Annotated in this window: 20 protein-coding genes and 4 pseudogenes; 5 read left to right on the top strand and 19 right to left on the bottom strand. The window is 69.9% G+C overall.

Translation table 11 applies throughout. The features are described from left to right. Positions 1–80: 80 nt before the first annotated feature. The 12 genes and pseudogenes from OG488_RS04590 to OG488_RS04645 all read right to left on the bottom strand — a co-directional run bounded on the left by OG488_RS04590 (position 81) and on the right by OG488_RS04645 (position 11,213). Positions 81–1,571, bottom strand: a complete 1,491-nt coding sequence (locus OG488_RS04590) for a phytoene desaturase family protein (RefSeq protein ID WP_329226162.1) — start codon at positions 1,569–1,571, stop codon at positions 81–83. Positions 1,572–1,668: 97 nt separating this feature from the next. Continuing rightward, positions 1,669–3,519, bottom strand: coding sequence for an ABC transporter ATP-binding protein (locus tag OG488_RS04595; protein WP_329226163.1), 1,851 nt, complete (start codon positions 3,517–3,519; stop codon positions 1,669–1,671). Next, positions 3,516–4,322 carry a class I SAM-dependent methyltransferase gene (locus OG488_RS04600; RefSeq protein ID WP_329226165.1) on the bottom strand — a complete coding sequence of 269 codons (807 nt, stop codon included), beginning with the start codon at positions 4,320–4,322 and terminating at the stop codon, positions 3,516–3,518. Before OG488_RS04600 ends, OG488_RS04595 begins: the two co-directional genes overlap by 4 nt. Further along, entirely contained in the window at positions 4,319–4,927 is a 609-nt protein-coding gene (locus OG488_RS04605; protein WP_329226167.1) for a hypothetical protein, read from the bottom strand. The genes OG488_RS04600 and OG488_RS04605 overlap by 4 nt, the downstream gene beginning before the upstream one ends. Continuing rightward, complete coding sequence (locus OG488_RS04610) at positions 4,924–6,870, bottom strand: alpha/beta fold hydrolase (protein WP_329226168.1); 1,947 nt, start codon at positions 6,868–6,870, stop codon at positions 4,924–4,926. The genes OG488_RS04605 and OG488_RS04610 overlap by 4 nt, the downstream gene beginning before the upstream one ends. A gap of 192 nt (positions 6,871–7,062) precedes the next feature. Continuing rightward, the gene (locus OG488_RS04615; protein ID WP_329226169.1) at positions 7,063–7,278 is read right to left on the bottom strand and encodes a hypothetical protein; all 216 of its coding nucleotides are present in this window, start codon (positions 7,276–7,278) and stop codon (positions 7,063–7,065) included. A gap of 43 nt (positions 7,279–7,321) precedes the next feature. Next, positions 7,322–7,516 carry a hypothetical protein gene (locus OG488_RS04620; RefSeq protein WP_329226171.1) on the bottom strand — a complete coding sequence of 65 codons (195 nt, stop codon included), beginning with the start codon at positions 7,514–7,516 and terminating at the stop codon, positions 7,322–7,324. 50 nt (positions 7,517–7,566) lie between these two features. Continuing rightward, positions 7,567–7,770 carry a hypothetical protein gene (locus tag OG488_RS04625; RefSeq protein WP_329226172.1) on the bottom strand — a complete coding sequence of 68 codons (204 nt, stop codon included), beginning with the start codon at positions 7,768–7,770 and terminating at the stop codon, positions 7,567–7,569. Next, positions 7,767–7,952 carry a hypothetical protein gene (locus OG488_RS04630; RefSeq protein ID WP_329226174.1) on the bottom strand — a complete coding sequence of 62 codons (186 nt, stop codon included), beginning with the start codon at positions 7,950–7,952 and terminating at the stop codon, positions 7,767–7,769. The genes OG488_RS04625 and OG488_RS04630 overlap by 4 nt, the downstream gene beginning before the upstream one ends. A 246-nt stretch (positions 7,953–8,198) precedes the next feature. Further along, positions 8,199–8,321: pseudogene (locus OG488_RS04635) on the bottom strand (aldo/keto reductase); the annotation flags it as partial. Positions 8,322–8,807: 486 nt separating this feature from the next. Further along, the gene (locus OG488_RS04640) at positions 8,808–10,037 is read right to left on the bottom strand and encodes a restriction endonuclease (protein ID WP_329226176.1); all 1,230 of its coding nucleotides are present in this window, start codon (positions 10,035–10,037) and stop codon (positions 8,808–8,810) included. A 519-nt stretch (positions 10,038–10,556) separates the two neighbouring features. After that, the gene (locus OG488_RS04645) at positions 10,557–11,213 is read right to left on the bottom strand and encodes a TetR/AcrR family transcriptional regulator (protein WP_329226178.1); all 657 of its coding nucleotides are present in this window, start codon (positions 11,211–11,213) and stop codon (positions 10,557–10,559) included. A gap of 60 nt (positions 11,214–11,273) precedes the next feature. Between OG488_RS04645 and OG488_RS04650 the strand changes: the two genes are divergently transcribed. Next, positions 11,274–12,233 carry a GNAT family N-acetyltransferase gene (locus OG488_RS04650; protein WP_329226179.1) on the top strand — a complete coding sequence of 320 codons (960 nt, stop codon included), beginning with the start codon at positions 11,274–11,276 and terminating at the stop codon, positions 12,231–12,233. A 66-nt stretch (positions 12,234–12,299) separates the two neighbouring features. On the opposite strand, the gene OG488_RS04655 is transcribed toward OG488_RS04650, so the two are convergent. Further along, the gene (locus OG488_RS04655; protein WP_329226181.1) at positions 12,300–12,545 is read right to left on the bottom strand and encodes a hypothetical protein; all 246 of its coding nucleotides are present in this window, start codon (positions 12,543–12,545) and stop codon (positions 12,300–12,302) included. A gap of 125 nt (positions 12,546–12,670) precedes the next feature. On the opposite strand from OG488_RS04655, the gene OG488_RS04660 reads away from it, so the two are divergent. Both OG488_RS04660 and OG488_RS04665 read left to right on the top strand, forming a co-directional pair. Then, positions 12,671–13,156, top strand: a complete 486-nt coding sequence (locus tag OG488_RS04660) for a hypothetical protein (protein WP_329226183.1) — start codon at positions 12,671–12,673, stop codon at positions 13,154–13,156. Between the two features lie 202 nt (positions 13,157–13,358). Then, positions 13,359–13,832, top strand: coding sequence for a hypothetical protein (locus tag OG488_RS04665; protein ID WP_329238431.1), 474 nt, complete (start codon positions 13,359–13,361; stop codon positions 13,830–13,832). A gap of 1,213 nt (positions 13,833–15,045) precedes the next feature. On the opposite strand, the gene OG488_RS04670 is transcribed toward OG488_RS04665, so the two are convergent. From OG488_RS04670 to OG488_RS04680, 3 genes and pseudogenes are all read right to left on the bottom strand, one after another. After that, on the bottom strand, positions 15,046–15,603 hold the full coding sequence (locus OG488_RS04670) for a hypothetical protein (RefSeq protein ID WP_329226185.1): 558 nt from the start codon (positions 15,601–15,603) through the stop codon (positions 15,046–15,048). A 68-nt stretch (positions 15,604–15,671) separates the two neighbouring features. Further along, positions 15,672–16,913: pseudogene (locus OG488_RS04675) on the bottom strand (DUF6571 family protein); the annotation flags it as partial. 102 nt (positions 16,914–17,015) lie between these two features. After that, positions 17,016–17,282: a hypothetical protein gene (locus OG488_RS04680; RefSeq protein ID WP_329226189.1), complete on the bottom strand. Its 267-nt coding sequence runs from the start codon at positions 17,280–17,282 to the stop codon at positions 17,016–17,018. A 26-nt stretch (positions 17,283–17,308) separates the two neighbouring features. Here OG488_RS04680 and OG488_RS04685 point away from each other — a divergent pair. Then, positions 17,309–17,563: pseudogene (locus tag OG488_RS04685) on the top strand (helix-turn-helix transcriptional regulator); the annotation flags it as partial. Between the two features lie 55 nt (positions 17,564–17,618). Continuing rightward, a complete protein-coding gene (locus OG488_RS04690; RefSeq protein WP_329226190.1) occupies positions 17,619–18,974 on the top strand; it encodes a hypothetical protein in 1,356 nt (451 codons plus the stop codon). 166 nt (positions 18,975–19,140) lie between these two features. On the opposite strand, the pseudogene OG488_RS04695 reads toward OG488_RS04690, so the two are convergent. The 3 genes and pseudogenes from OG488_RS04695 to OG488_RS04705 all read right to left on the bottom strand — a co-directional run. Further along, positions 19,141–19,554 (bottom strand): annotated as a pseudogene (locus tag OG488_RS04695) (transposase family protein); the annotation flags it as partial. A 40-nt stretch (positions 19,555–19,594) separates the two neighbouring features. Continuing rightward, positions 19,595–19,864, bottom strand: coding sequence for a MafI family immunity protein (locus tag OG488_RS04700; RefSeq protein WP_329226192.1), 270 nt, complete (start codon positions 19,862–19,864; stop codon positions 19,595–19,597). Positions 19,865–20,011: 147 nt separating this feature from the next. Then, the gene (locus OG488_RS04705) at positions 20,012–20,533 is read right to left on the bottom strand and encodes an SMI1/KNR4 family protein (RefSeq protein ID WP_329226193.1); all 522 of its coding nucleotides are present in this window, start codon (positions 20,531–20,533) and stop codon (positions 20,012–20,014) included.

The following is a 20,533-nucleotide window of genomic DNA, read 5'->3' on the forward strand; positions in this document are numbered from 1 at the left end:
CCGGTCGTCGGCCGTCGCGCGCCACCGCCGACGACCGGCGTACGACAGGGCCCGTGCGCCACGGCTCCGAGGAAGAGGCCTCAGCCCGCGGCCGCTCCGTCCCGGTCGGCGCCGCCGGCCCCTGCCCCGGTCCGCCCCAGCGGCGGCACCCGCAGGCCGAACTCCCGGCGCAGAGCGGTCCGGGCGGCCAGCAGGCCGCACATCCCGTGCACGCCGGGGCCCGGCGGGGTGGCGGCCGAGCAGAGGTAGACCCCCGGCAACGGGGTGCGGTACGGGTCCCAGCGGGCGACGGGCCGGAAGACGGACTGCCGCAGGCCGAGGGCCCCCGTCGCGATGTCCCCGCCGACGTAGTTGGGGTTGTAGCGGGCCAACGCGGCGCCTGAGACACCACGTTCGGCGACCACGGTGTCGGTGAAGCCGGGGGCGTACCGCTCGATCGCCGCCCGCACCAGCGGGAGCGGGTCGCGGGTGGAGCCGTGCGGGAGGTGCGCGTACGCCCCCACCGGACGGCGCCCGGGGAGGGCACGCCCCGGGTCGGCGACCGCCGGGTCCACCACCAGCACGAAGGGCCGGTCGCCCGACGTGCCCCGGGCGTTGGCCGTCTCCTGCCGGAAGACCTCCTGCGCCGTCCCTCCGAGGTGCACGGTCACCGCCCGGCCGACAGCGGGAGCGGCCCAGGGGATCGGTTCCGAGACGAGGAAGTCGGCCTTGCCGGCCGCCGGGCCGTAGCGGTAGCGGCGCAGCGCCCGGGCGTAACCAGGGGGCAGCCGGTCCCCGGCGAGGGACGCCAGTGCGGTGGGAGAGAGGTCCAGGAGCACCACCCGGACACCGCCCAGCTCCCGCAGGTCGGTGATCTCCCGCCCGGTGTGCAGGACGCCACCGTGCGCCCGGATGTCGGCGGCCAGGACCTCCGCGATGCTGCGGCTGCCGCCGCGCGGTACCGGCCAGCCCGGCCCGTGGGCGAGTTGGGCCAGCAGCAGCCCGACGGCGGCGCCGGGCAGCGACGGCAGCGGGCCGGTCAGGTGCGCGGCGGCACCGGCCAGCAGCGCCCGGGCCTCCTCGCCGCGGAAGGCGAGCGGCCCGAGCCGGGTCCCGTGGAGCAGGACCCGGCTCAGCAGAGCCGGGGCGGCCCGGAGCCCGGGAGGCCGCCGCAGGTCGGACAGGAGCAGCCCGGCCAGGTCCGCCCCGTGCGCCAGCAGGGGTTCCATCAGCCGGCGCCAGCGCGCTCCGTCCGGTCCGAGCCCGGCGCAGGTCACGTCGAGGTCGTGCCAGGCCAGAGCGGACCGCCCGTCGTCGAGGGGGTGGGCGTAGCTGATCTCCGGGCGGAGCATGTCCACCCGCTCGGCGAGGCCGAACTCCCTGAAGAACGGGGAGGACATGCCCATCGGATGCACCGCCGAGCAGATGTCGTGGACCACTCCGGAGTCGAACAGGTCGGCTCCGCGCAGCCCGCCTCCCAGGGTGTCGGCGGCCTCGTACACCTCGACGCGCAGGCCGGCCCGGGCCAGGGCGACCGCGGCGGCGAGGCCGTTCGGACCACTGCCGACGACGGCCGCGTCCGCTTCGCTCACCGGGGGCGTCCCGTGCCCTCGGCGACCGGCCGGCCGTCGCGGGGACCGGGCGGGCGGTGCCGGGTCCCCGACGGCACGGTCCGGGCGGGTGCGGGGGTCATCCGGCCACTCCCGCGGTGGGCTGCCCGGACGGTACGCCGGTGGCCGCCTCGGCCGCGGCCTCGGCACGGGCGCCGTCCGCGAACTGCGCGGCGGCCAGCCGGCCGTAGAGCGCGTCGTCCCGGATGAGTTGCGGGTGGGTGCCGACGGCGCGCACCCGGCCGTCGTCGAGGACCACGATGCGGTCGGCCTCGACCACGGTGGAGATGCGGTGCGCGATGGCGACGACCGCACAGCGGCGGGCGATGCGCCGCAGGCTGTCGCGCAGGGCCGCCTCCGCCTCGGAGTCGAGGTGGGCGGTGGCCTCGTCGAGGAGGATCACGGCAGGCTTCTGCAGCAGCGCCCGGGCCACGCAGAGCCGCTGCCGCTGGCCGCCGGAGAGGCCGATGCCGTGGTCGCCGAGAGGTGTGTCCAGGCCCTCCGGCAGGGCCGCGACCACGTCGGTGAGCCCGGCGAGTTCGACCGCCTCCTCGATGTCGGCCTCGGTGGCGTCGGGTGCGGCGTAGACGATGTTCTCCCTGAGGGTGCCGCGCATCGCGGCGCTGTCCTGCTGGACGTAGCCGACCCCGCTGCGGATCTCGGCGGGTGACAGGTGCGCGATGTCCTTGCCGTCCAGGAGCACGGCTCCCCGCCCAGGGCGGTAGAACCGCTCGATGAGCTGGAAGACCGTCGTCTTGCCGGCGCCGGAGACCCCGACCAGCGCGGTGAGCCCCCGCCGGGGGACGGTGAAGGAGACCGCGTCCAGGACGGGCCGGTCGCCGTAGCCGAAGCGGACGTCGCGGAATTCGACGGCCGGGTGCCCGCCCTCCGGAGCGGGCGACGCGCTGTCCCGCGCCCGGCCCGGGGCGGCGTCGGTTTCGGGGCCGGGGGCGGCGGGAGCGGGGGTGTCCTCCTGCGGGATGCCGGACAGTTCGTCCACGCGCTGCACGGCGGCCCGGCCCTGCTGGTAGGTGCCGAGCGAGAGGAACACGAGGACCAGCGGGGAGACGAGGTAGAAGAGGTACATCGTGAAGGCCGTGAAGTCGGCGACGCCCAGGGAGCCGGTCGCCACCCTGGCCATGCCTACGCCCATCACGGCGGCCAGCGAGGCCTGCAGGCCGACGTTGAGGACCGGCGAGAACAAGGCGTTGAGCACGGTGACCCGGTTGCCGGACCGGCGGACCTTGTCCGCGCGCGCCGCGAGCCGGTCCTCCTCGCGGCCTTCGGCGCCTGCGGCCTTCACGGTGGGCAGGGCGGCGAGCACCCGCTGGAGGTCCGCGCCGAACTCGCCGGTGTCCGCGCGGTTGACCAGGGCCGCCCGGCGCAGCCCGCGGGCGACCCCGATGGAGGCGACGCTGGCGACGCCGAGGCAGCCGATGGTCACCAGCAGCAGCCAGACGTCGATCAGGGCCATCATCACCACGCCGCCCAGCACGATCAGCCCGTTGAGGAGGATCTGCGCGAGGCTCTGGGTGAGCGCGATCTTCATCAGCGCGGTGTCGCCCACCAGCCGGGTGTGCACGTCGCCCTGCCGCTGGGTGTTGAGGTAGGAGAGGTCGGCGCGCAGCACCCTGCCCGAGAGCAGGACCCGGGCATCGCGGACGATGTTCTCGCCGGCCCGGCCGATGAGACATCCCTGGGTCGCGGAGAGCGCGGCGTCCGCGACGAACAGGACGGCCAGCAGGGTGACGAGGAGGGCGACCGGCTCGTGCCGGCCGGCCGCCTCGATGAGATGCGCGACGAGCTTCGGTTGCACGAGGGTGGATGCCACGCCGAGGATCCCGAGCAGTATCCCGCCCGTCAGGAGCCGGGTCTGGGCACGGGTCAGCTCCGCGACGAGGCCACGCGGCGCGGTCGTGGTGCTGGTCATGACGTCTCCGTACGGTCGGCGCGGACGAACCGGCTGATGTGGACGGGGCTCTGGGCGGCGACGAACGGCCCGCCCGACCAGTCTCCGTGGAGGCTGACCCGTTCGAGTCCGGCTTCGGCCGCGTAGGCCTCGATGTCCTCCGGGGTGGTGAGCCGCGTGATCTCGGTTCCTATCCGGGTGCCGCCGGGCTCGTGCAGCAGGTGTGAGGTGTGCCAGAGCCCCTGTTCGGTGAGGAGCGTGGAGTAGGTCTGGAGCCCGGTCCCTGGTGCGGGGTAGGGCGCGAAGAACGAGGTGCGGCTGAGTCCCTCGTGCAGGGTGTGGACGAAGCCCGGGTTGTGGGTCTCCACCACGAGGGTTCCCCCGGGCGCGAGACGGCGCGCGGCACCGGCGACGGCGGCGCGCTGGCCCGCCGGGTCGAGGACGAGGGACATCGTGCCGCAGACGCAGTAGACGAGTCCGTGGCGGTCGCCGTCGTCGTAGGTGCGGATGTCGCCGTGCACGGGGGTCACGGCGACCCCGGACTCCGCGACGGCGGTCCGCAGCCGTTCGAGCATCTCCGGGGACGAGTCCACTCCGACGACCTCGCCGGTGAGACGCGCGAGCGGTACGGCGATACGGCCCGTGCCCACCCCGAGTTCGAGGGCGGACCCGCCGGGATGCCAGGCGGCCAGCGCCGCGGCCGTGCGGTCGGCCGAGCCGTCCTGGGGGAAGAGCCGGTCGTAGAAGTCGGCGAAGACCCTGCCGTAACCGATGTCCGCGATCGTGGGGGCGGCGGTGTCCGAGGGTGCGGTCGCGGTGCTCATGCCTGCTCGCTTTCTGCCGCCGGAGCGGACGGATGACGCATCGGGGTGTAGGGGGAGACGAAGATGATCTCCGGCTCCTCGGAGTCGTCGTAGCCGGCGTTGCGGGCCAGCGTGAACTGGAAACCCTTGATCCCGGTGGCGCCCGAACGTTCGATGCCGGCCCGGAAGTAGGCGCTCAGGATGCGGTATCCGGGCAGGGTGCGGGCCGTCGCGAACCCTTTGTCGAGGTGACGCATCACCTCGGTGCCCAGGTCGAAGACGGCCTTCTCGGTCCGGCGGGCGGGGAACCAGACGATCTGGTGGGCCCTGCGCCCCGCGATGACCTCCACGGGCGCCCAGTCGGAGGTCTCTCCGGCCTCGTCGAGGGTGCGGCAGTAGAACTGGAGATCGTGCTGGGCCGGAGTCGGAGCGAAGAAGCGCCAGTTCGGGAAGAGCGTGGAGAAGACGTCGAGCCGGGCGAGCCTGCTGAACGTCGGCTGGGGGTGCTGGGCGCAGAGGGTGCCCAGCAGCAGCAGGCCGGCGAGCAGCCGTACGTGGCCGTCCGGGCCGCCGAAGTGGCGGGCGAGCAGCCGGCCGGCCGGGGCGGCGGAAGCGGTGCCGGTCATCGGGCCCCCTCCTGGCCGGCCGTGGCGGAGGGCCGTCCTGCCGTGGCGGAAGGCCGTCCGGCCGTGGCGGAAGGCAGCACGGCCGTGGTGTCGCCGAAGAAGGCCACGAGTCGGCGGGCCGCCTCGCAGGCGAGCTGCGGGTCGGTCAGGATGCCGTCGTGGTCGGCGGCCTCGACGACGGTGCTGCGGACGGTCCGGCCTTCCAGGTGCGCGTCGGCGAGGTCCTTGTGCAGGAGCAGGTGGTCGGGGTCCCGGTCGACCGTGTGCTGGGCGGACAGCACCAGGGCGTGGGCGTCCAGCCGGGGCAGGGGGCCCTCGAAGGACCGGAAGTCCCTTTCCGCGGCCCGCCATTCGCGCAGTGCGGCGGTCCACACGCGATGGTCCGCGTACTCGGCCATCGCCCTGCTTCGCACCGGGGCGGGCAGGTTCCGGATCCAGCCGGGAGTCTGCATGAGGACGCCGAGGCCCGCCCGCAGGCTGACGGACGTGGAGCGGATCATCTCCTCGATGTGCCGGGCGTTCGCGCCCTGCTGGCTGGACCGGTCGAGCTGCTGGGGGTGGGAGCTGTCCACGTAGACGACGGAGTGCACCCGCTCGCCGAGCCGGACTGCCGCCCGTCGGGCGAGCTCACCGCCCAGGGAATGCCCGACCAGCGAGACCTGGCGTCCTTCCGGGACGGCAGCCTCGATCAGGTCGACCAGGTCGTCCACCGATTCACCCAGGTGGTACGGCGTCGGGGCGTGCCGTCTGCTCGCCCCGTAACCGGCCCGGCTGTAGGCCAGCCACTGGCGTCCCTCGGCGTTGAGGGCCTTGGCGTACCAGCTGAAGTGCGCGGGCAGGGCGCCGAGGCCGTGCACGAGGACGGCCACCGGGCCCTCCCCCGTCCGGCTGACCGTGCCGTCGTAGGCCAGTTCGTTGCCGTGGCGGGTGGTGACCGTGGCACCGAACGCGTGATCGGTGGTCCGCAACCTGCGGTGGACCGCCACTACGGCCGCCGCGGCCGTGGCGCCGGCCAGGAGCAGTGCCGCGGCCGCCGGCATCCGGTCGTCCCGTCCGGCGACGGCGGGGTGGCTGCGGGGCGTGCTGGTGTACGCGACCATCGGGTGCATCGCGGTGAAGGCCGGAATGAATCTGCCCAGCCCCATGACGGAGCCGTTGGCGACGTGGAAGACCGCGACGCCGGCGATCACCGGGCGGGCCAGCAGGCCGCCCTTCAGGTACAGCACCGGGAACAGGCATTCCATGGCCAGCACACCGTGGGCGAGGACTCGTGCGGACCGGGGGTGGCGGCGGGTCAGTCGCCACACCTTCTCGTGCCCGTAGGTCCTGGTCCGCATGACACCGGTCAGGGCGGAGCCGGTGCGCCAGTCCTTCCCGAGGAGCTTGATCCAGCCGGAGACGACGTACGACAGGTTGGACTGGAGCGCCACGTACCACACCAGCGCGTCCTGGGCGGCGGGCGAGGGGGCGAGCCGGGCCAGGCCGGTCGCGGTCTGCACCAGGTTGGACGCCTGGTCGGAGCCGTCCGTGCCGTAACGGTGGGTGGGATAGAGCAGGGCGCCGCTGAGACCGAGGAAGAGATTGGCCGCTCCGCGGGCCCGGCTGTCGCCCGGCAGCAGGAGAACGGCGCTCGCGGCCACCCGGGCGGCGTGAAAGGACCGGCTGGTCCGCTCGTCGGCGACGAGGTCGAGCAGCTTGCGCAGTGGCCTGCCGTAGTGGGCGTGCCCGTACCGGGCGAGTGCCCAGTCGTTCAGTCCGCCCGGGCGTTTCTGATCCGGGGTGGTGAGGTGCTCCAGGCTGGACAGCAGGGAGGTGACGGCGGCGATCCGTTCGGAGGCGCCGATGGCCTGGCTGCGGGAGACGGGCAGGGGACCGGTGAGAGCCGAGAGCGCCGCCCGGGCGGTGGGCCCGGAGGCTCTGAGCTTGGCGAGGCGAGCGAGCATGGAAGGTACTCCTGGGCGGAAGTGGGGCAGGGGCGGCCGGCGGCGTGGGCGTCGGCTGGACCGGCGACGGGGCGTTCGGCGTGCGGACTGCCCGGATACGGATGCGCTCCGGTGCGGGAGGCCGGTGTCCGGCCGTCCCCGTCCGGTCCCGGCCGGGCGGCACGCCGCTCCGGCCGGGACCGAACGTCTGTGTCAGCCGAGGAGTTCGACCTCGATGGGGGGCTCGAGAGGTCCGCCGTCCCGCCCGGCCACGAACGCGTTCACCAGGGCCACGCCGATGATCACGCCCGACACCACTGCTGGCGTGGCCATGACAGGAGTTTGGGTGGTGATGACCCGGCCCTGCGGGTCGTCGACCCTGATATCGGTGAGGGCACCGGGTCGTGTCAGGAAGGAAGTGTCATTCATCTGGCTCTCCTTGTCCGTGTTCCGGTTCGAGTGGGGGCCGCGATCACTGCTCGACGGGCGACGTGTCGCCGATCGCGTCGCAGACCGCCACACCCGCCACGAAGCCGGCGGCGAACACGGCCGTCGCGAGGACGGGCGTGGCCGCGACGGGGGCCGTGCCCGTGGTGGTGAAACCGGGGTCCTTCTCGGTCAGGGGGCTTGCCGCGGCCGGGACGGCCTGGAAAACGGCAGCGTTCATGGACTTCCTCCTAGGGTGTGAAGGTGTGTGGGGCGGTGTCACGGGGTTGTTCAGAGCTGCGGCTCGTGGGTGCCGCCGATGCCGCCGGTGCCGTCGATCGCCGGACCGACGACGAACTCCGCCACGACGAACTGCACCGAGGCGATCGGGCTCGCGGCCGGACCGGTGTACCCCGCGTCGCTCTCGGACAGGGCGCGCATCGTGACCGCGGTGGCGGGGCATACGGAGGTCGTCGCCCACCGGGTGCCGGTCACAGCGAGGGCTCGGTGGTGCTGCCGATGATCGCTCCGGCCGCGTAGGCGACGACCACGGCGGCGGCGACCGTCACGATCACCTGGGTGGCGGCGATCGGTGCCACACCGCCGAAGGTCTGCCCCTCGGTCCTCTCGTCGAGCGAGCCGACGGCGGCCCAGCCCGGTGTTCTGACCTGCTGCATGTTTCCTCCTCTGTCAGCCTGGACGGCACCCGGAGGCTCCCGCCACAGGTCCGTACGGCAGCGCGGCCCCCCGGACCCCGAGGGCCCGGCCGGGCGGCGTTCCGTCTGTGCCGTCAACGATGGCGGGGCCACCGGCCGGGCGGAAGGCCGTCAGCTGGCACAAGGCTGCAGGGCTGCCCGCAGGATGGTGCAGGCGCGGCGCTGCCGCCGCCGACGCGGTGCGGGGAGGGCGGGAACGGCGCATGAGCGGTCGAGAAGGTCGAAAGAGGTTTTCTCATCGGTGAGCGAACCGAACAGCATCGCGCCGAGCGCGAGCACGCTCACCTCACGCCGGTGGGCGGGGTCGGTGCCTATGGTGCGGTACTTCATGGTGTTCTTCCTCCCCTTCGGCCGTCGTCCGGGCTCGAAGGGGAATCTGCATTTTGAAGTGCACTCCAGGTCAAGCGTTGCCGGGGCGCACCAGGGACGGAATCCCCGGGGCGCCCGTCGACGGACGTCGGCCTGCCGCCGCCGATTGCCTGGCAGGCGTCAGGTGGTGAAGGCGAGGTAGGTGGTGGGGCCTGAGAAGGTGATGAGCTGTCGGGGCTTGAGGCACGTGAACGCGGCGTGCATGGCGATACCGGCTGCCACTGCGTACCCACTGGGACTGCGTATCCCACCCGCCCGGCGGCAAGACCGCCCGCGCCGAGCTTCTCGACACCAGCTCGTGATCCCGTCGGCGCAACAGCGTGTGCGGGCTGTCGTCAGCGGGCGCTTGCACAGGGGCGGGTTCTCAAGCCGGCACTGGAACCCGGCGAGCTCTTCGAGCTGCGGCTGCGGGATGCACTGGGCCTCACGAGATGAACGACCGGTCCGTCAGGTACGCATCCCCAGCTTGAGGGCGGCTTCGCGGGCCTTCTCGTCGGCCATGGCTATGAACCGTTTCCGCGTGCCGTACGTCTGGAAGTCGGCCTGCGACTTGACCAGCAGGGAATCCGCCCGCTCCGTCAGCTTGTGCGCCGCCTTCAGCGCCTTGATGAGGTCCTTGGTGCACCGGTTGGACGGCAGGGCGTGCACCTCACTGGTACGTGCACGGACGCGAGTGATCAGACGGAGCACGGTCTGCCGCTGGGCATCCAGCTCGGCGGAACGCTGACTCGCGCGCGCAGTCGGCGTCCAGCCTCGCCCCGAAGCCGCCTGGTCGGGACTGGAGATCGTCCGGCTCCATCCGGCCGACGGGGCCGGACGAGCGGACAGGCGAACCGCTGCCGGGTTGAGCGGAGTGATGTCACCGAGTTCCAGAATGGTGAACAGCGCCACTTTTCTCTCGTCGGCGAACTGCCGGGCGCTGGCCGTGTAGCCACCGGACGCATAGAACAGCAGGTGGTGGTGGGAGTCCGCCACTCCCCGCAGTTCTCGAATGGGTCCGACACCGATCGGCTGGCTGTAGTGCTTCACCTGCGCCACGGCGTCGCGGGCGACCACGTCGATGCCCCCGTCCGCACCGGCACCCGTCACCCGCGCGTCGGTGAAGCCGAGACTGCGCATGTGGTCGGCGGCGGCGAGCTCGGCGTCCTGCCATGTGCGGATGCTCCCTGTATGGCACCTCCCCTCCGGTGAGCTTGCGCTTCCTTCCGCATACGGAGGTGCGGGAGCCTGGCCGGGTGCCCCTCGGCCCGGTCCTGTCATCCCGAACAGCTCGTGGTCGTGCTGCGCGACGTGCGGAGGCGCACCAGAGACGTTGCCGTTCCTGCGCCGCCCGGCGCTGACCAAAGCCCTGGCCACGGCCGGAGAGAGAGAATTGAGCTCTATCGCGCCTTCGGAGCCGTCGAGCACGACTGCCTCGCCGAAGCGGGATGGGCCTCTGCCCTCGATGAGGGTAAGGGGACGGCTCAGTTCCATGTGGGCCACCTTGAAGGTGCCCCGCCACAGAAGGAGGCGTCGACCGGTCAGCGCGCCCTGGAACCGGAGAGTGGTGAACAGTAGCTCGACCCGTTCGTTCGGCTCCAGGCGCGCCAATAACTGGTCAGCTTGTGGAGAGTTGGCCACCCAGCCGCTGCCGCGAACGGCAGCGGAGGTGCGAGGGTCATTGCGGAGACTTGACACCATTCTATTTTGCAGCGACTCCCTCCGTCTGACATGACTTCCGACGCGGACGTGATGTGACGTGGGCTGGCAGGCCATAGGCCATGGCGCCATCCTTGCCGGGGGTGCATGTCCGTCAACCGTGGTGCGGACCGCCGACAGGGAGCGTCGCCACACCCGAATCAGCCAGCTCACGCCAGCAGCGTGTCGACGAAGCCAACACTGCCTTGTCCAGAGGCCGTTGCCACGCAGGGGGAACAGGAGGCGATGAACCGTGAGGGTGGACGACACCGGTGGATCTGGCCGGACCGTCACTGCGGCACAACTCTTGGACGAGGCCGGACCGTCACTGCGACACAACTGTTGGACGAGGCCGAACACGAAGCCGGCGACCAGGCGTCTGCCGGGCACGTCCAACGGCCGCGAGGACAAGGGTGCCGCTTCCGCGTCCACCGACTGGGAAGCGGTTCACGCCGTCGCCGCGGACCGCTCCCTCTACACGCACCCCCTCGAACCCCGCGCTGGCAAGGCGGCCTTCGGTCATCCGGCAGCGCGCCCAGGCAACCCAGGGCGTCGAGACGGGTGTCGATCTGCGACGACTGCGCGCCCGAGCGAGGCCAGGAAGTCGTCGAGCATCGCGGTCTGCACGTCGGCAGAGAACCGGTCGGGGTCGAAGAGCGCCTGCACGACCAGCCCATGAGTGAACGCGACTGCCGCAGCCGCCAGTTGTTCGGCGTCGGCAGCCGCATCGCTCAACTGTCCCATTCGGCCGGCCGCTTCGAGATGCGGCCGGACCATCCCCCGCAACCGTGCGTAGCGCCCGGCCTGCTCGCCGGCCAGCCCCTCGTCGGCAAGCGCGAGGTCCCACGAGCTGACCCAGATGCGGTTGCGGGCGGTGTCGTCCGGCGTCAGCAGCAGGATGTCCAGCAGCATGGCGCGCACCGACGGCAGCCCCTCGGCAGGCCGCACGCGGCGCGGGCGTTCCGCGGAACGTACCTCCAACAGGTCCAGCGCGTGCGCGATCAGAGCCCGCTTGGTCGGGAAGTAGTGCATGAGCATCCCCGTCGAGCCGTTCATCGCGGCGGCGACGGCTCGCAGTGTCAGCCCGCCGAACCCTTTGTCTGCGAGCACGGCCCACACCGCCTCGGAAACGTCCTTGCGTCGGGCTTCGTGGTCTCCGGGTGCGGGTGGCGGCATGCTGCTAGCTTACGTACCGAACGCTCGTTACGTACCCCGCATCATCGAACCGAGGTCCCCGTGTTCATACGCCCGCTCCGCGTGAACGCCCAGCTCCGCCCTCTGGAGCCCGCGCACGCACAGGAGTTCCTCGACCACATCGACCGAGCCCGCCCGAACGTCGACCCCTGGATCCCCTGGGCGACCTTCAGCACCGACCTCGCCTCCGCCACGGCCACCCTCCAGCGCTACGCCGACAGGCAGGCCACCGACACGGGCCGGATCTACGGGATCTGGCGGGACGGCACCTTGGTCGGCGGCGTGATGTTCACGCGCTTCGACACGGCGTCGGGGAACTGCGAGATCGGCTGCTGGGCGGAGGAAGCGGGCCAAGGCCTGGGCCTGGTGAACCAGGCGTGCCGGGAACTGATCGACTGGGCGTTCGGGGAACGCGGGATGAGCCGCGTCGAATGGTGGGTCTCCTCGGTCAACACCCGAAGCATCGAAGCGGCCCGCCGCCTCGGGCTGACCCGGGAGGGGGTGCTGCGGCGGCACACCGAGTACCGGGGCGAGCGACTCGACATAGAGATCTGGTCGGTCCTCTCCGACGAGTGGCCGCCCGCATCCGGCAGCACAGCACCGGCCGACAAGGCAGAGCTCGACCGCCTGATGACCACCTTCCTCGGCGCGTTCGACAACACGAACGGCTCCAGCCCCGAAGTCGACCTGATCCGGCAGGTGTTCATCCCTCAGGGAATGATCATCAGCAATACCAGGACGGGCCCCGTGGTCTACGACCTCGACGCGTTCATCGAACCCCGGGCGAAGCTGCTCACCGATGGGACGCTGACGGAGTTCTCCGAGTGGGAGGTCTCCGAGCGGACGGAGATCTTCGAGTCGATCGCGCACCGCATCAGCCAATACCGCAAGTCCGGCTTCCACGACGGCGAACGGTTCGAGGGCGCGGGCCGCAAGACGACCCAGTTCGTACGGACGCCCGTCGGCTGGCGGATGGCCGCGCTGACCTGGGAGGACGAGTAGACAGCCCCCGAACGTTTCCGACCCGCGTCCACCTGTCCGTCGGGAAGCACGTCCCGTCGTGAGCCGTCAGTCCAGCAAGCGCTCGGCGCGGTCCGCAACGCCACGGATGTGCCGCCCGTCGGCGACCATCCCGAGGAGGAGACGGGGCCCCTCCACATGATGGATGAGCCCGTCCACGGCGGCCTCGCGCATGGGGGTGACGGTGCTCTTGACGGGAATACCGCGCGCCGCGGCGTACTCGCCCGCGTCGCGGTCGTCCGTGATCCAGACGGCCCCGGCGAACTCCTCTCGTTTTTCGCCCAGATGACGCATGGGCTCGCTCGGAACGCCGCCGAAGACCGCTCGTCGCAGTCGGTCCGCGAAGGCGATCTCAGCCTCGGTGCACAGTTCGATCGGCTCCCCCAGCCAGCTCTCGACGGGGAGTTGACCCCGATCTCGTGTACAGCGCCATCGCGGCCTGCTGGTCCGCCGGCCTGGACACCATGGACGCCTTTCACCAGGAGCTACGGGACAGCGACTTCGACCTGAACAGGGAAGCCGTTCTGCGCCTCATGAGCCTCCTCGTGGGCACCGGCGCCCATCACATCAAGCTCATCGGAGCGGAGGTGGACGAGACCGCGCTGAAGGAGACATCGCACGCCACCGAGAGGGCCCTTCGCTTCGCCATCGACTTCCTGAAAGGCGAGTGCTCGATCCCCCGGTCCGAGATCCTCTCCTCGCCGAACGGCACGACCGTGCCTGCGCTGCTGCTCCATCACCGCTGGCTGACGGACAAGCTGCTCGAACGGCGCCGTTCCGATTCCAGCGGCTCGTCACCGATCAGAGCTACGAGCAGCAGTGGATCCTGCCAGATGGCCGGGAGGTCCACTCGACGGAGGACCGCGGGACGGCTGGATCACAGAGGCGAAGTGGACCGGCGGTGACAGAATCGGTGAATGGAGGAGTCCCCGCCCTCATCGAGGACCTCGGAGGCAAGGGGGTCGGCTCTATGGTGTCCAATGAATGGGGTGCCGCGCATGTGATGGAAGTGCTGTCCAGGGCCTTCCCCGAGGCCTGTGCCAGCGGGCAGCTGAAGGTGTATCACGTGCCCGGCAACAGCATGAGTGGAATGAGTTCGTGGCTGCAGTGATCGCAATGCTGGAAGAGCTCCGGGGCCTCGCCCCGCTGACTGCCGAGGGCGCGGCGGCGCGGTTCTCGGCCCAGGAGTGGACACCCGGAGGTAAACCCCGCCACGGTGTGGAAACGTCGTGGGACAAGGGCAGCATCGGGGCCTGGATCCAGACGTTTACCAGTGGGACGGTCAGTGTCTCGTTCGCCGTCTGGATCCGCGATGTCGACGAGTCGGGTTATTTCGACGATCTGGAGGCCGTCTACGAGCAGGGGGAGCAAGCGCTGGCCGACTTCCTACCCGAGGTCGAGGAGTCCCCGCTTGTCGGCCACCTCATCGAGGCCGAGCCGACGGAGGCGGACCGGGACGAGTTCATTACGGTGACGAAGTGGGCCCTTGACGCCCGGATCCTGACTGCCGGCGTGATCCAGCAGGACACAGATCTTCCGGTGACGGTCGTGGTGGCGCTGGAAGAGCCCGGCATCGCGTGACCCACCCTGGACGTTGGGCGCCCCGGCCCCGCCAGGGGCCGGGGGACGCCCTGGCATGCGGGAAGCTCGGCGCGCTGGCATCCGTTGGACCGTGTCGCGGTGATCACCGCGAGGGAGCCTGGCAACGACCAGGACTCCCTCGGTGGTTTGGCGGAGGCACCCAACGCGGGCCGCGCCCACCGCTGGGCACCTCGCGGGCGAGGGCCTGGACGGACTGAGTCCCCTAGGCGCCATGGCTGAGCCATCATAGGGCCCATAAGGTTGGCTCTTGCTCGGCTGGCCCGGGCCTTGATCGCTCCCCTTTCTGCACCGAACGCTTCGAGTGCCACCGGCGTGGGGGCGCTATCCCGGTCCACGCCACCAGACGGCAATGGAACCACTCGAGAGCCCACGGCCGAACCGCAGCGACGCGTTCCCGTTCCCTACTGAGGGCTGGACGCTGCTCGCCGCCAAGTCATTGACGACGGCGTTGACTGTGGACCAGCACAGGTCGGCTGTATCGAAGTCCGCGCTGTGCTCGGCTCGCTCGCGGCGAGCGGGTGAACCAGATTACGGTAGGCCCGCAGAAATTCAGCCGCTGCCCGCGTTCGAGTTCACCGGCGAAGCTACGGCGGCGCATCCGGAGGTCGGCGGCGAAGGCCGGCTTCGGAAGACAGGCGAACCCTCCCCAGTGACCATCGTGTTCGTCCAGCACCACGGGCGCATGATTCCCCTAGGCGTACATCGCCGCGCGGCACCGCTCGCCCAGCCCTGCGGGGAGCCGGGGCTCGCTCAATTGGTACGGGCGGACATCACCCCTGCAGTGACGACGGACGCAGCTCTCCAGACGCAGCCCTACCCGAGGAACGACAGCCGCACCCGCCGCTCCGCATTGTCCACGTTCATGTCCACCAAACTCCGTTAAGGCAACCCCGAGGATAGCTAGCCGCCTGGGACCTACAGCCGCCCGTCCAACGTGTACGAGGAGTAGAGGGGAACCGCTGCTGCTGGTCGACGCGTGCCATTTGGAGCGCAAGACTGGGTGGGGTTCTACACACACGAATGGCACCCATGAAGTTGTGGGCCAGGTCGGCCCACAACTGTCCTGCCTGGCAGCGCTCCTGCCTGTGCACTTCTCGGATAGCAGCGGCCCATACTCGCGGGGTGAGTTGAACGCCCGCCCTTCATGGGCCGACGGCATCGGACGTATCACCGGCGTTGAGCGACTTGTCCCTCATGGCGCCAACCTGTCACACGCATCCGACGTCTCGACCGTCTCGGTGAAGGAGACGATCAGACGCTTCATGGCGTCGGCGTCCTCGTGATCAGAACCGTAGGCCTGAACTCCGGTGTAGAGCTCCTGCTTGTACTTCGCGTCCACGCAGTCCTGTGTCTTGCCGAAGGCCTGGTTGTCGGAATACACGTACCGCCCCGCGTCCGCGGTCTTCTCCACTCGCTCGAGGGTCTGACTGCGGAGGAAGTACGCCGTGTCATGCCCGCCCTGCCACCATTTCTGAACCGTTCTGACAGCGAGCTTTCCGTCCACGGACACATCGCACCAGTTCGCCGAAGGCGAGATGTCGGGCTTGACGGAGAGCTTCTTCCCCGGCGGGAGAAACGGCGTGAGCTCCTTGGTGTCGAACGGTATGCCGCAGAGGGCGCCTGGCACGGAATAGTCCCTGGTCTCCTCATCGGCGCCACATCCTGTGACCGTGGCAGCCAAAACGGCGAGAACGACGGCGGCGAAGGCAGGACCGGAATGTGATCCGGAGATCGGTAGGCGGCGGGCCATGGTGGTACCTCTCGAGGGCGGCTTGGAATCTGGGCGGAACTTGGCGACTTCGTCAGGACGTTGTCCGGCTACCCGGGGTACGGCCGTCGACGATCGACTGGGGCGTTGTAGAAACCCTGTGCGCCGCTTTCGCGAGCCCACGTCTCGGCGTCCGCGGGGCCGACCATGCCGTGCTCTTCCGCGGCCAGCCGAGCTGCCTGGCCGGACCGGTTGCCGTCGTTCTTCAGGCCGTCTTGCCAGAGCTCACCCCTCGCGTCCTCGGTATCCTCCAGTTCCGTGCTCTTGAAGTCCTGGAACATGGATTCGAGGACGGTGCCGGTGATGGTGGTGGTGGCTCCACCCGCGACAGCTCCGATCCAGCGAGTGGCGACGAAGGAGGTTCCTACGCCGACCTCCGTACCGAGACCACCCGAGATACCGCTCTTGACCAGGTCCATCGAGTCCTTGTACGCCTCGTCCCTCTCCTTCCCGGCAGCCGCCAGTTCCTCCTGGCGGCCCAGGGCGAGAGTTCCGGAGACCTCCCCCGACTTCTCTGCGATTCGGCGCACGACACCTTCCGTGTCGTCGTCCACGACCTGACCGGCAGGCAGATCGGGATTGAGGTGGTACTCCATCAGCTGGCTCATGTAGGCCTTCTGGCCCACTTCTACCGCCGCGTAGCCGTCCGGGCTCTGGCCCACGGTGAAGTGAACCTTGGTGACGTCTCGCGGCTCGAGTACGGCCTCTTCCCCGACCACCGGATACATCTTCTTTGTCTGCCCCCACGACGTCGAGTCGGTGTCGGTCCGGTCAGCGCCGCTGATGTACCGACTGATGTCCGGCAGGTACTCGGAGGTGATCTGCCCCATGCTGTCGAGCATGTGTCCGTGCTCGAGCAGACGCTTGTCCGGGTCCTCGCCGATGGACGACACGATTCGTTCCATGAGCGTGGTCTGCTCGGCGTTGTGGTGCGGCGTGTCCAGCGTCGGCAGCTCACCGGCCGGGTGACCTGTGGTGGCGGCCTCGAGGGCCATCGCCAGGTTGTTCCGTCCTGCGATGCTCTCCTCGTGTTCGGAGTCGTAGTCGGTGGGCCAGTCGCGCTCCTCAAAGAGGTAGTCGAAGTTGGTCAGAGAATTCTTGACCTCCCTGTCGTCCTTCTTCTCGGTGAAGTCGTGGTCCTCGTCCTTGGTGAGGAAGGTGTCGTTGAAGAAGGATGTCGCGGCGTCCGGGTGGTTGGCGAGAGCCTTGAGGCACCCCGTCATCGGGTTCCATCCGGTATCCGTACCGGTGTGGTTGAGCGTCGCGTCGGGCCCCAGGCGCTGCAGGCTTCGTGCTGCCCGTTGCCTGTGAACTTCTTCTCCGTGGCCATGAGCTTGTCGCCGTAGCTGTTCAGGAACTGTCGTCGTAGTCGCCCCAGCGCATCAGGTTGCTCATCACCTGTCCACCCCGAACAGGACAAGCGGAAGGAGGATCCGTGCGGTGCGCCGCTCGCCGGCCGCTCCGGTGGCCCAGGAGCTGCCCTTGCTGCGGTAGATACGTCGCAGAGCGAAGGCGAACAGGACGGCGAGGACGCCGTCCCAGTCCAGGTAGATCATCGTCAGGTATCCAACCGCAGAGGCCGGAATCATGGTCAACGGGGTGGCCCAGGCGGCGGTGAGGTGCTGCTTGCGGCGTTCGGTCGCGCGAATCGTGTCGGCCATCGCCTGGGTGCTCTTGCCAGCCCACCCCCTGGTCCGAGGAATCCCCCTCAGGGCCCGCCCCGACGGGATCACCGGCACCCGAGCTGGCCATCGCCCACCTCCTCGTCGAGGGCCACGTCGACGAAGCGATCGCCCGCCGCCTCGGCATGAAGGTCCGCACCTGCCGCGGTCACATCGCCAAACCCTCCGCCGCCCTCGGCAGCGGTAGCCGCGCCCAACTCGGCTACCTCCTCGCCCGCTCGGGCATCCTCGACGACCGCACGGCCGACCCGGCGGACTGATACCGGCCCTCCTCCCCCGTACAACCATCCGCCGATCTCCGCTGTCTTGATCCCAGTGAAGAAGACGCTCATCGCCTCCGCCGCCGCACTCGGCGCGCTCGCCGCCGTCACCGGCCCGGCCGCGGCCCCCGCCGCGGCCGCCTCCGACGCCCTGTGGCTCTGGTCCGACCCGTACGAGATCACCCTCGCGGGCCCGTCCGAGGACGGCTCCCCCGCACTGTCGCAGTCGCTGACCGTGCAGATCAGCCACGACAACACGGCGACCACCGTCCCGGCCGGCACGCTCACCGTCGACGCCTCCGGAGTCGCCTCGTTCGCCGAGGTCACCTGGCCCGCGAACTGCCACCCGGAGAACGAGACCACCGCCGTCTGCACCACCCCCGAACTCCCCGGCGGCGCCAACGCCCCCGCCGCGCGGATCGGCCTGACCACGAAGCCGGGCGCCACCGACGGCAACGACGGCTACGTCCGCTACACCGCTCAGGCCGGCGGCATGAACGCCTACCCGGGGGAGACCTACGTCGCCGTCAACGACGGCCCCGCGCTCGGCCTCACCCAGGCCGAATACCGCACCGGCATGGCACCCGACCAGTCCTTCGACTCCTCCGTCGTCCTCGGCAACCAGGGCAACCGCACCGCCGACCGCACCCTGCTCACCGTCTTCACCTCCCGCGGCATCCGCCTCGGCATGTCCGTCCCCTCCAACTGCGAGTCCACGAACGCCGTCACCGGCCGTACGTTCCTCTGCGTCCTGGACGAGCGGACGACCCCGGGCTCGTACCACTCCCTCCCGCTGAAGTTCCGCACCAAGGACATGGCCCTCTTCGACCGCGTCGACTATTCGGCGCAGCCCTACTCCGAGCAGGCGCTCGCCGAGGCCCGCACCGGCCGCGCCTTCACCCCGGGCGCCGGCCCGGAGCTGAACCTCACCCCGGCCGCCGCCCCCTCCGACGAGCTCCAGCCGTACCGCAGCTTCACGGTGAAGACCGTCAACCAGGCCGACTACCGGCTGACCGCCTCCACCGTCTCCGGCGCGGCCGGCGACACCGTCACCGCCACCGTCACCGTCCACAACGCGGGCCCCGCCTGGGTCGCCTCCCTCGGCGCGGGCGAACCCGCCGCGACCGTCGACATCGACATCCCCGCCGGCACCTCGGTCGCCTCCGCCCCCGACGCCTGCTGGTCCCAGTCCGAGACCCGCTACCGCTGCAACACCCCCATCTACCTCACCGAATCCGGCAAGCGCGCCACCCACACCTTCCCCTTCACCCTCCACATCGACGAGGTCATCCCGAACGCCACCGCCCGCGCCGCCCTCTACAACGACGCCTACGAACCTGCCGTCCGCACCTTCGACCCCGACCTGACGAACAACACGGCCACCCTCACCGTCAACCCCTCGACGAGCTGACGCACGCCCCCTCATGCTGCCCGGCCCGACCCCTGCGCCGGCCCTGTACGAGCCGGGCAGCCGACCCCCGCACCTCCCCGGCAACCCCACCCGCACCACCCGTGGGCGACTGGCCCGCCCAGAGGGCGGAACGGGCGGGCACGGGCGGACCAAAGCGCCGAGCGAACAGGCGGGTGTCGGCGTCAATGATGACCTGATGGTTGGTGGAGTAGCGGTAGTTCTTGGACTGCTCGGCGATGCTGTGATCGCGGGTGGGCACCAGGGTGCCGTCCACGATGAGCGCGGCATCTCTCGCGAACCGGCGCCGGGGCTGCAGCGCGAAGAGCGGGCCGAGTTGGTCGATGATCCGGTCGGCCGCCGACTTCGATATTCCGAAGAGTGGGGCGAGTTGGCGCATGGTCAAGTTCGTACGCCAATACCCGGCGACCAGCAGCACCCGGTCTTCCAGCGGCCGGCCCCGCCGTACCGGATTCGCACCCTCCCGGCGCAGCGCGGTCACCAGCTTCCCGAAGATGCGCGGGCTCAGCCCGGTGAACGGGGCTATCCAAGACGGCTCCGACGCCGTGATCACACCAGCCATGGCGAGATCATCTCTCGGCAAGATCGTCGGAGGTCGTGTGTCAGTCGACGAGCAGCTCGTCGAGGCGCTGAACGGACGTCGGGGTGCCTATTTCTTCGGCCATTGCCACCAATTGGTCGTGGTACTGGCGCGTGATGGGCGGGGCATCCTGGTAGATCCACGAGCACATGGTGTCGAACGCCAACTCCTCCTCGCCATGCGAGAGCAGGTGGCACACATCCGTGGTGACGGCCTCCGAAGTGAGAGGCGAGTCCTCAAGGAGCGCCGCTACCCGAGTTCCTCGCCGTCTGACGGAGGGCTGTCGACTCATCTCATCCGTTGCGAGACAACCTTAAACGACTGCGTGACGGGCTACGGAGCCCCGCCATGCGATGGCGGGGCTCCGTTGTGCGTCACGGCAAGGTTCCATGCAGTGGCTTCCCCTGCCACCGGGACAGCGAAACCACAGCATTCACATTCAGGGCAGGAATTCGAAGAACGGACGGTCAGGCGCGAGGTTACGAGAACACACCGTTACGTCCTCACCCCTGAGATACGCCAGCAACCACTCACTGAACGTCATCTCATGGAGAGTCCACGCCGGACTATCGAATTCCTGAACCACGACACGCCAAGGCGACGAGGGGGTTTCGGGAACGCGAAGGAAAACGGCTTCGCCTGTCGTGGCCGTCGCCACAGGCATCAGTTCTCCAGGGCCGGCTCCGACCGCACTGGGCAGGAACTCCGCCATGTCCTCCTCACGCCAGAGCTCAAGGTCCAGCCTGATGTTCTTTCCCAGGCTGTGCAAGAGATGACCTGCAGGATGCTTCAGATAGAGTTGCTTGTTGATCGAGATGGAACCGTAGGCGTCCACGATCTCACGGAAGTCTGCCGGGAATTTGATACCGAGTTCCCGCTCCAGTTCGATCCAAGGCGCTGGATCCGACCAGTTGAACTGGGGTTCACCCAAGAGGGCTTGGATCTCTGGGAGAGTTGCCAC

The sequence above is a fragment of the Streptomyces sp. NBC_01460 genome, assembly GCF_036227405.1.
Taxonomy (GTDB): Bacteria; Actinomycetota; Actinomycetes; order Streptomycetales; family Streptomycetaceae; genus Streptomyces.

What these genes read in the sequence shown, in the direction of transcription:
- OG488_RS04680 (WP_329226189.1), bottom strand. Translation starts at nt 17,282, where the DNA reads ATGGCCGACACGATTCGCGCGACCGAACGCCGCAAGCAGCACCTCACC.
- OG488_RS04615 (WP_329226169.1), bottom strand. Translation starts at nt 7,278, where the DNA reads ATGAATGACACTTCCTTCCTGACACGACCCGGTGCCCTCACCGATATC.
- OG488_RS04645 (WP_329226178.1), bottom strand. Translation starts at nt 11,213, where the DNA reads ATGCCGCCACCCGCACCCGGAGACCACGAAGCCCGACGCAAGGACGTT.
- OG488_RS04600 (WP_329226165.1), bottom strand. Translation starts at nt 4,322, where the DNA reads ATGAGCACCGCGACCGCACCCTCGGACACCGCCGCCCCCACGATCGCG.
- OG488_RS04630 (WP_329226174.1), bottom strand. Translation starts at nt 7,952, where the DNA reads ATGCAGCAGGTCAGAACACCGGGCTGGGCCGCCGTCGGCTCGCTCGAC.
- OG488_RS04620 (WP_329226171.1), bottom strand. Translation starts at nt 7,516, where the DNA reads ATGAACGCTGCCGTTTTCCAGGCCGTCCCGGCCGCGGCAAGCCCCCTG.
- OG488_RS04670 (WP_329226185.1), bottom strand. Translation starts at nt 15,603, where the DNA reads ATGGCCCGCCGCCTACCGATCTCCGGATCACATTCCGGTCCTGCCTTC.
- OG488_RS04610 (WP_329226168.1), bottom strand. Translation starts at nt 6,870, where the DNA reads ATGCTCGCTCGCCTCGCCAAGCTCAGAGCCTCCGGGCCCACCGCCCGG.
- OG488_RS04700 (WP_329226192.1), bottom strand. Translation starts at nt 19,864, where the DNA reads ATGAGTCGACAGCCCTCCGTCAGACGGCGAGGAACTCGGGTAGCGGCG.
- OG488_RS04605 (WP_329226167.1), bottom strand. Translation starts at nt 4,927, where the DNA reads ATGACCGGCACCGCTTCCGCCGCCCCGGCCGGCCGGCTGCTCGCCCGC.
- OG488_RS04595 (WP_329226163.1), bottom strand. Translation starts at nt 3,519, where the DNA reads ATGACCAGCACCACGACCGCGCCGCGTGGCCTCGTCGCGGAGCTGACC.
- OG488_RS04655 (WP_329226181.1), bottom strand. Translation starts at nt 12,545, where the DNA reads ATGCGTCATCTGGGCGAAAAACGAGAGGAGTTCGCCGGGGCCGTCTGG.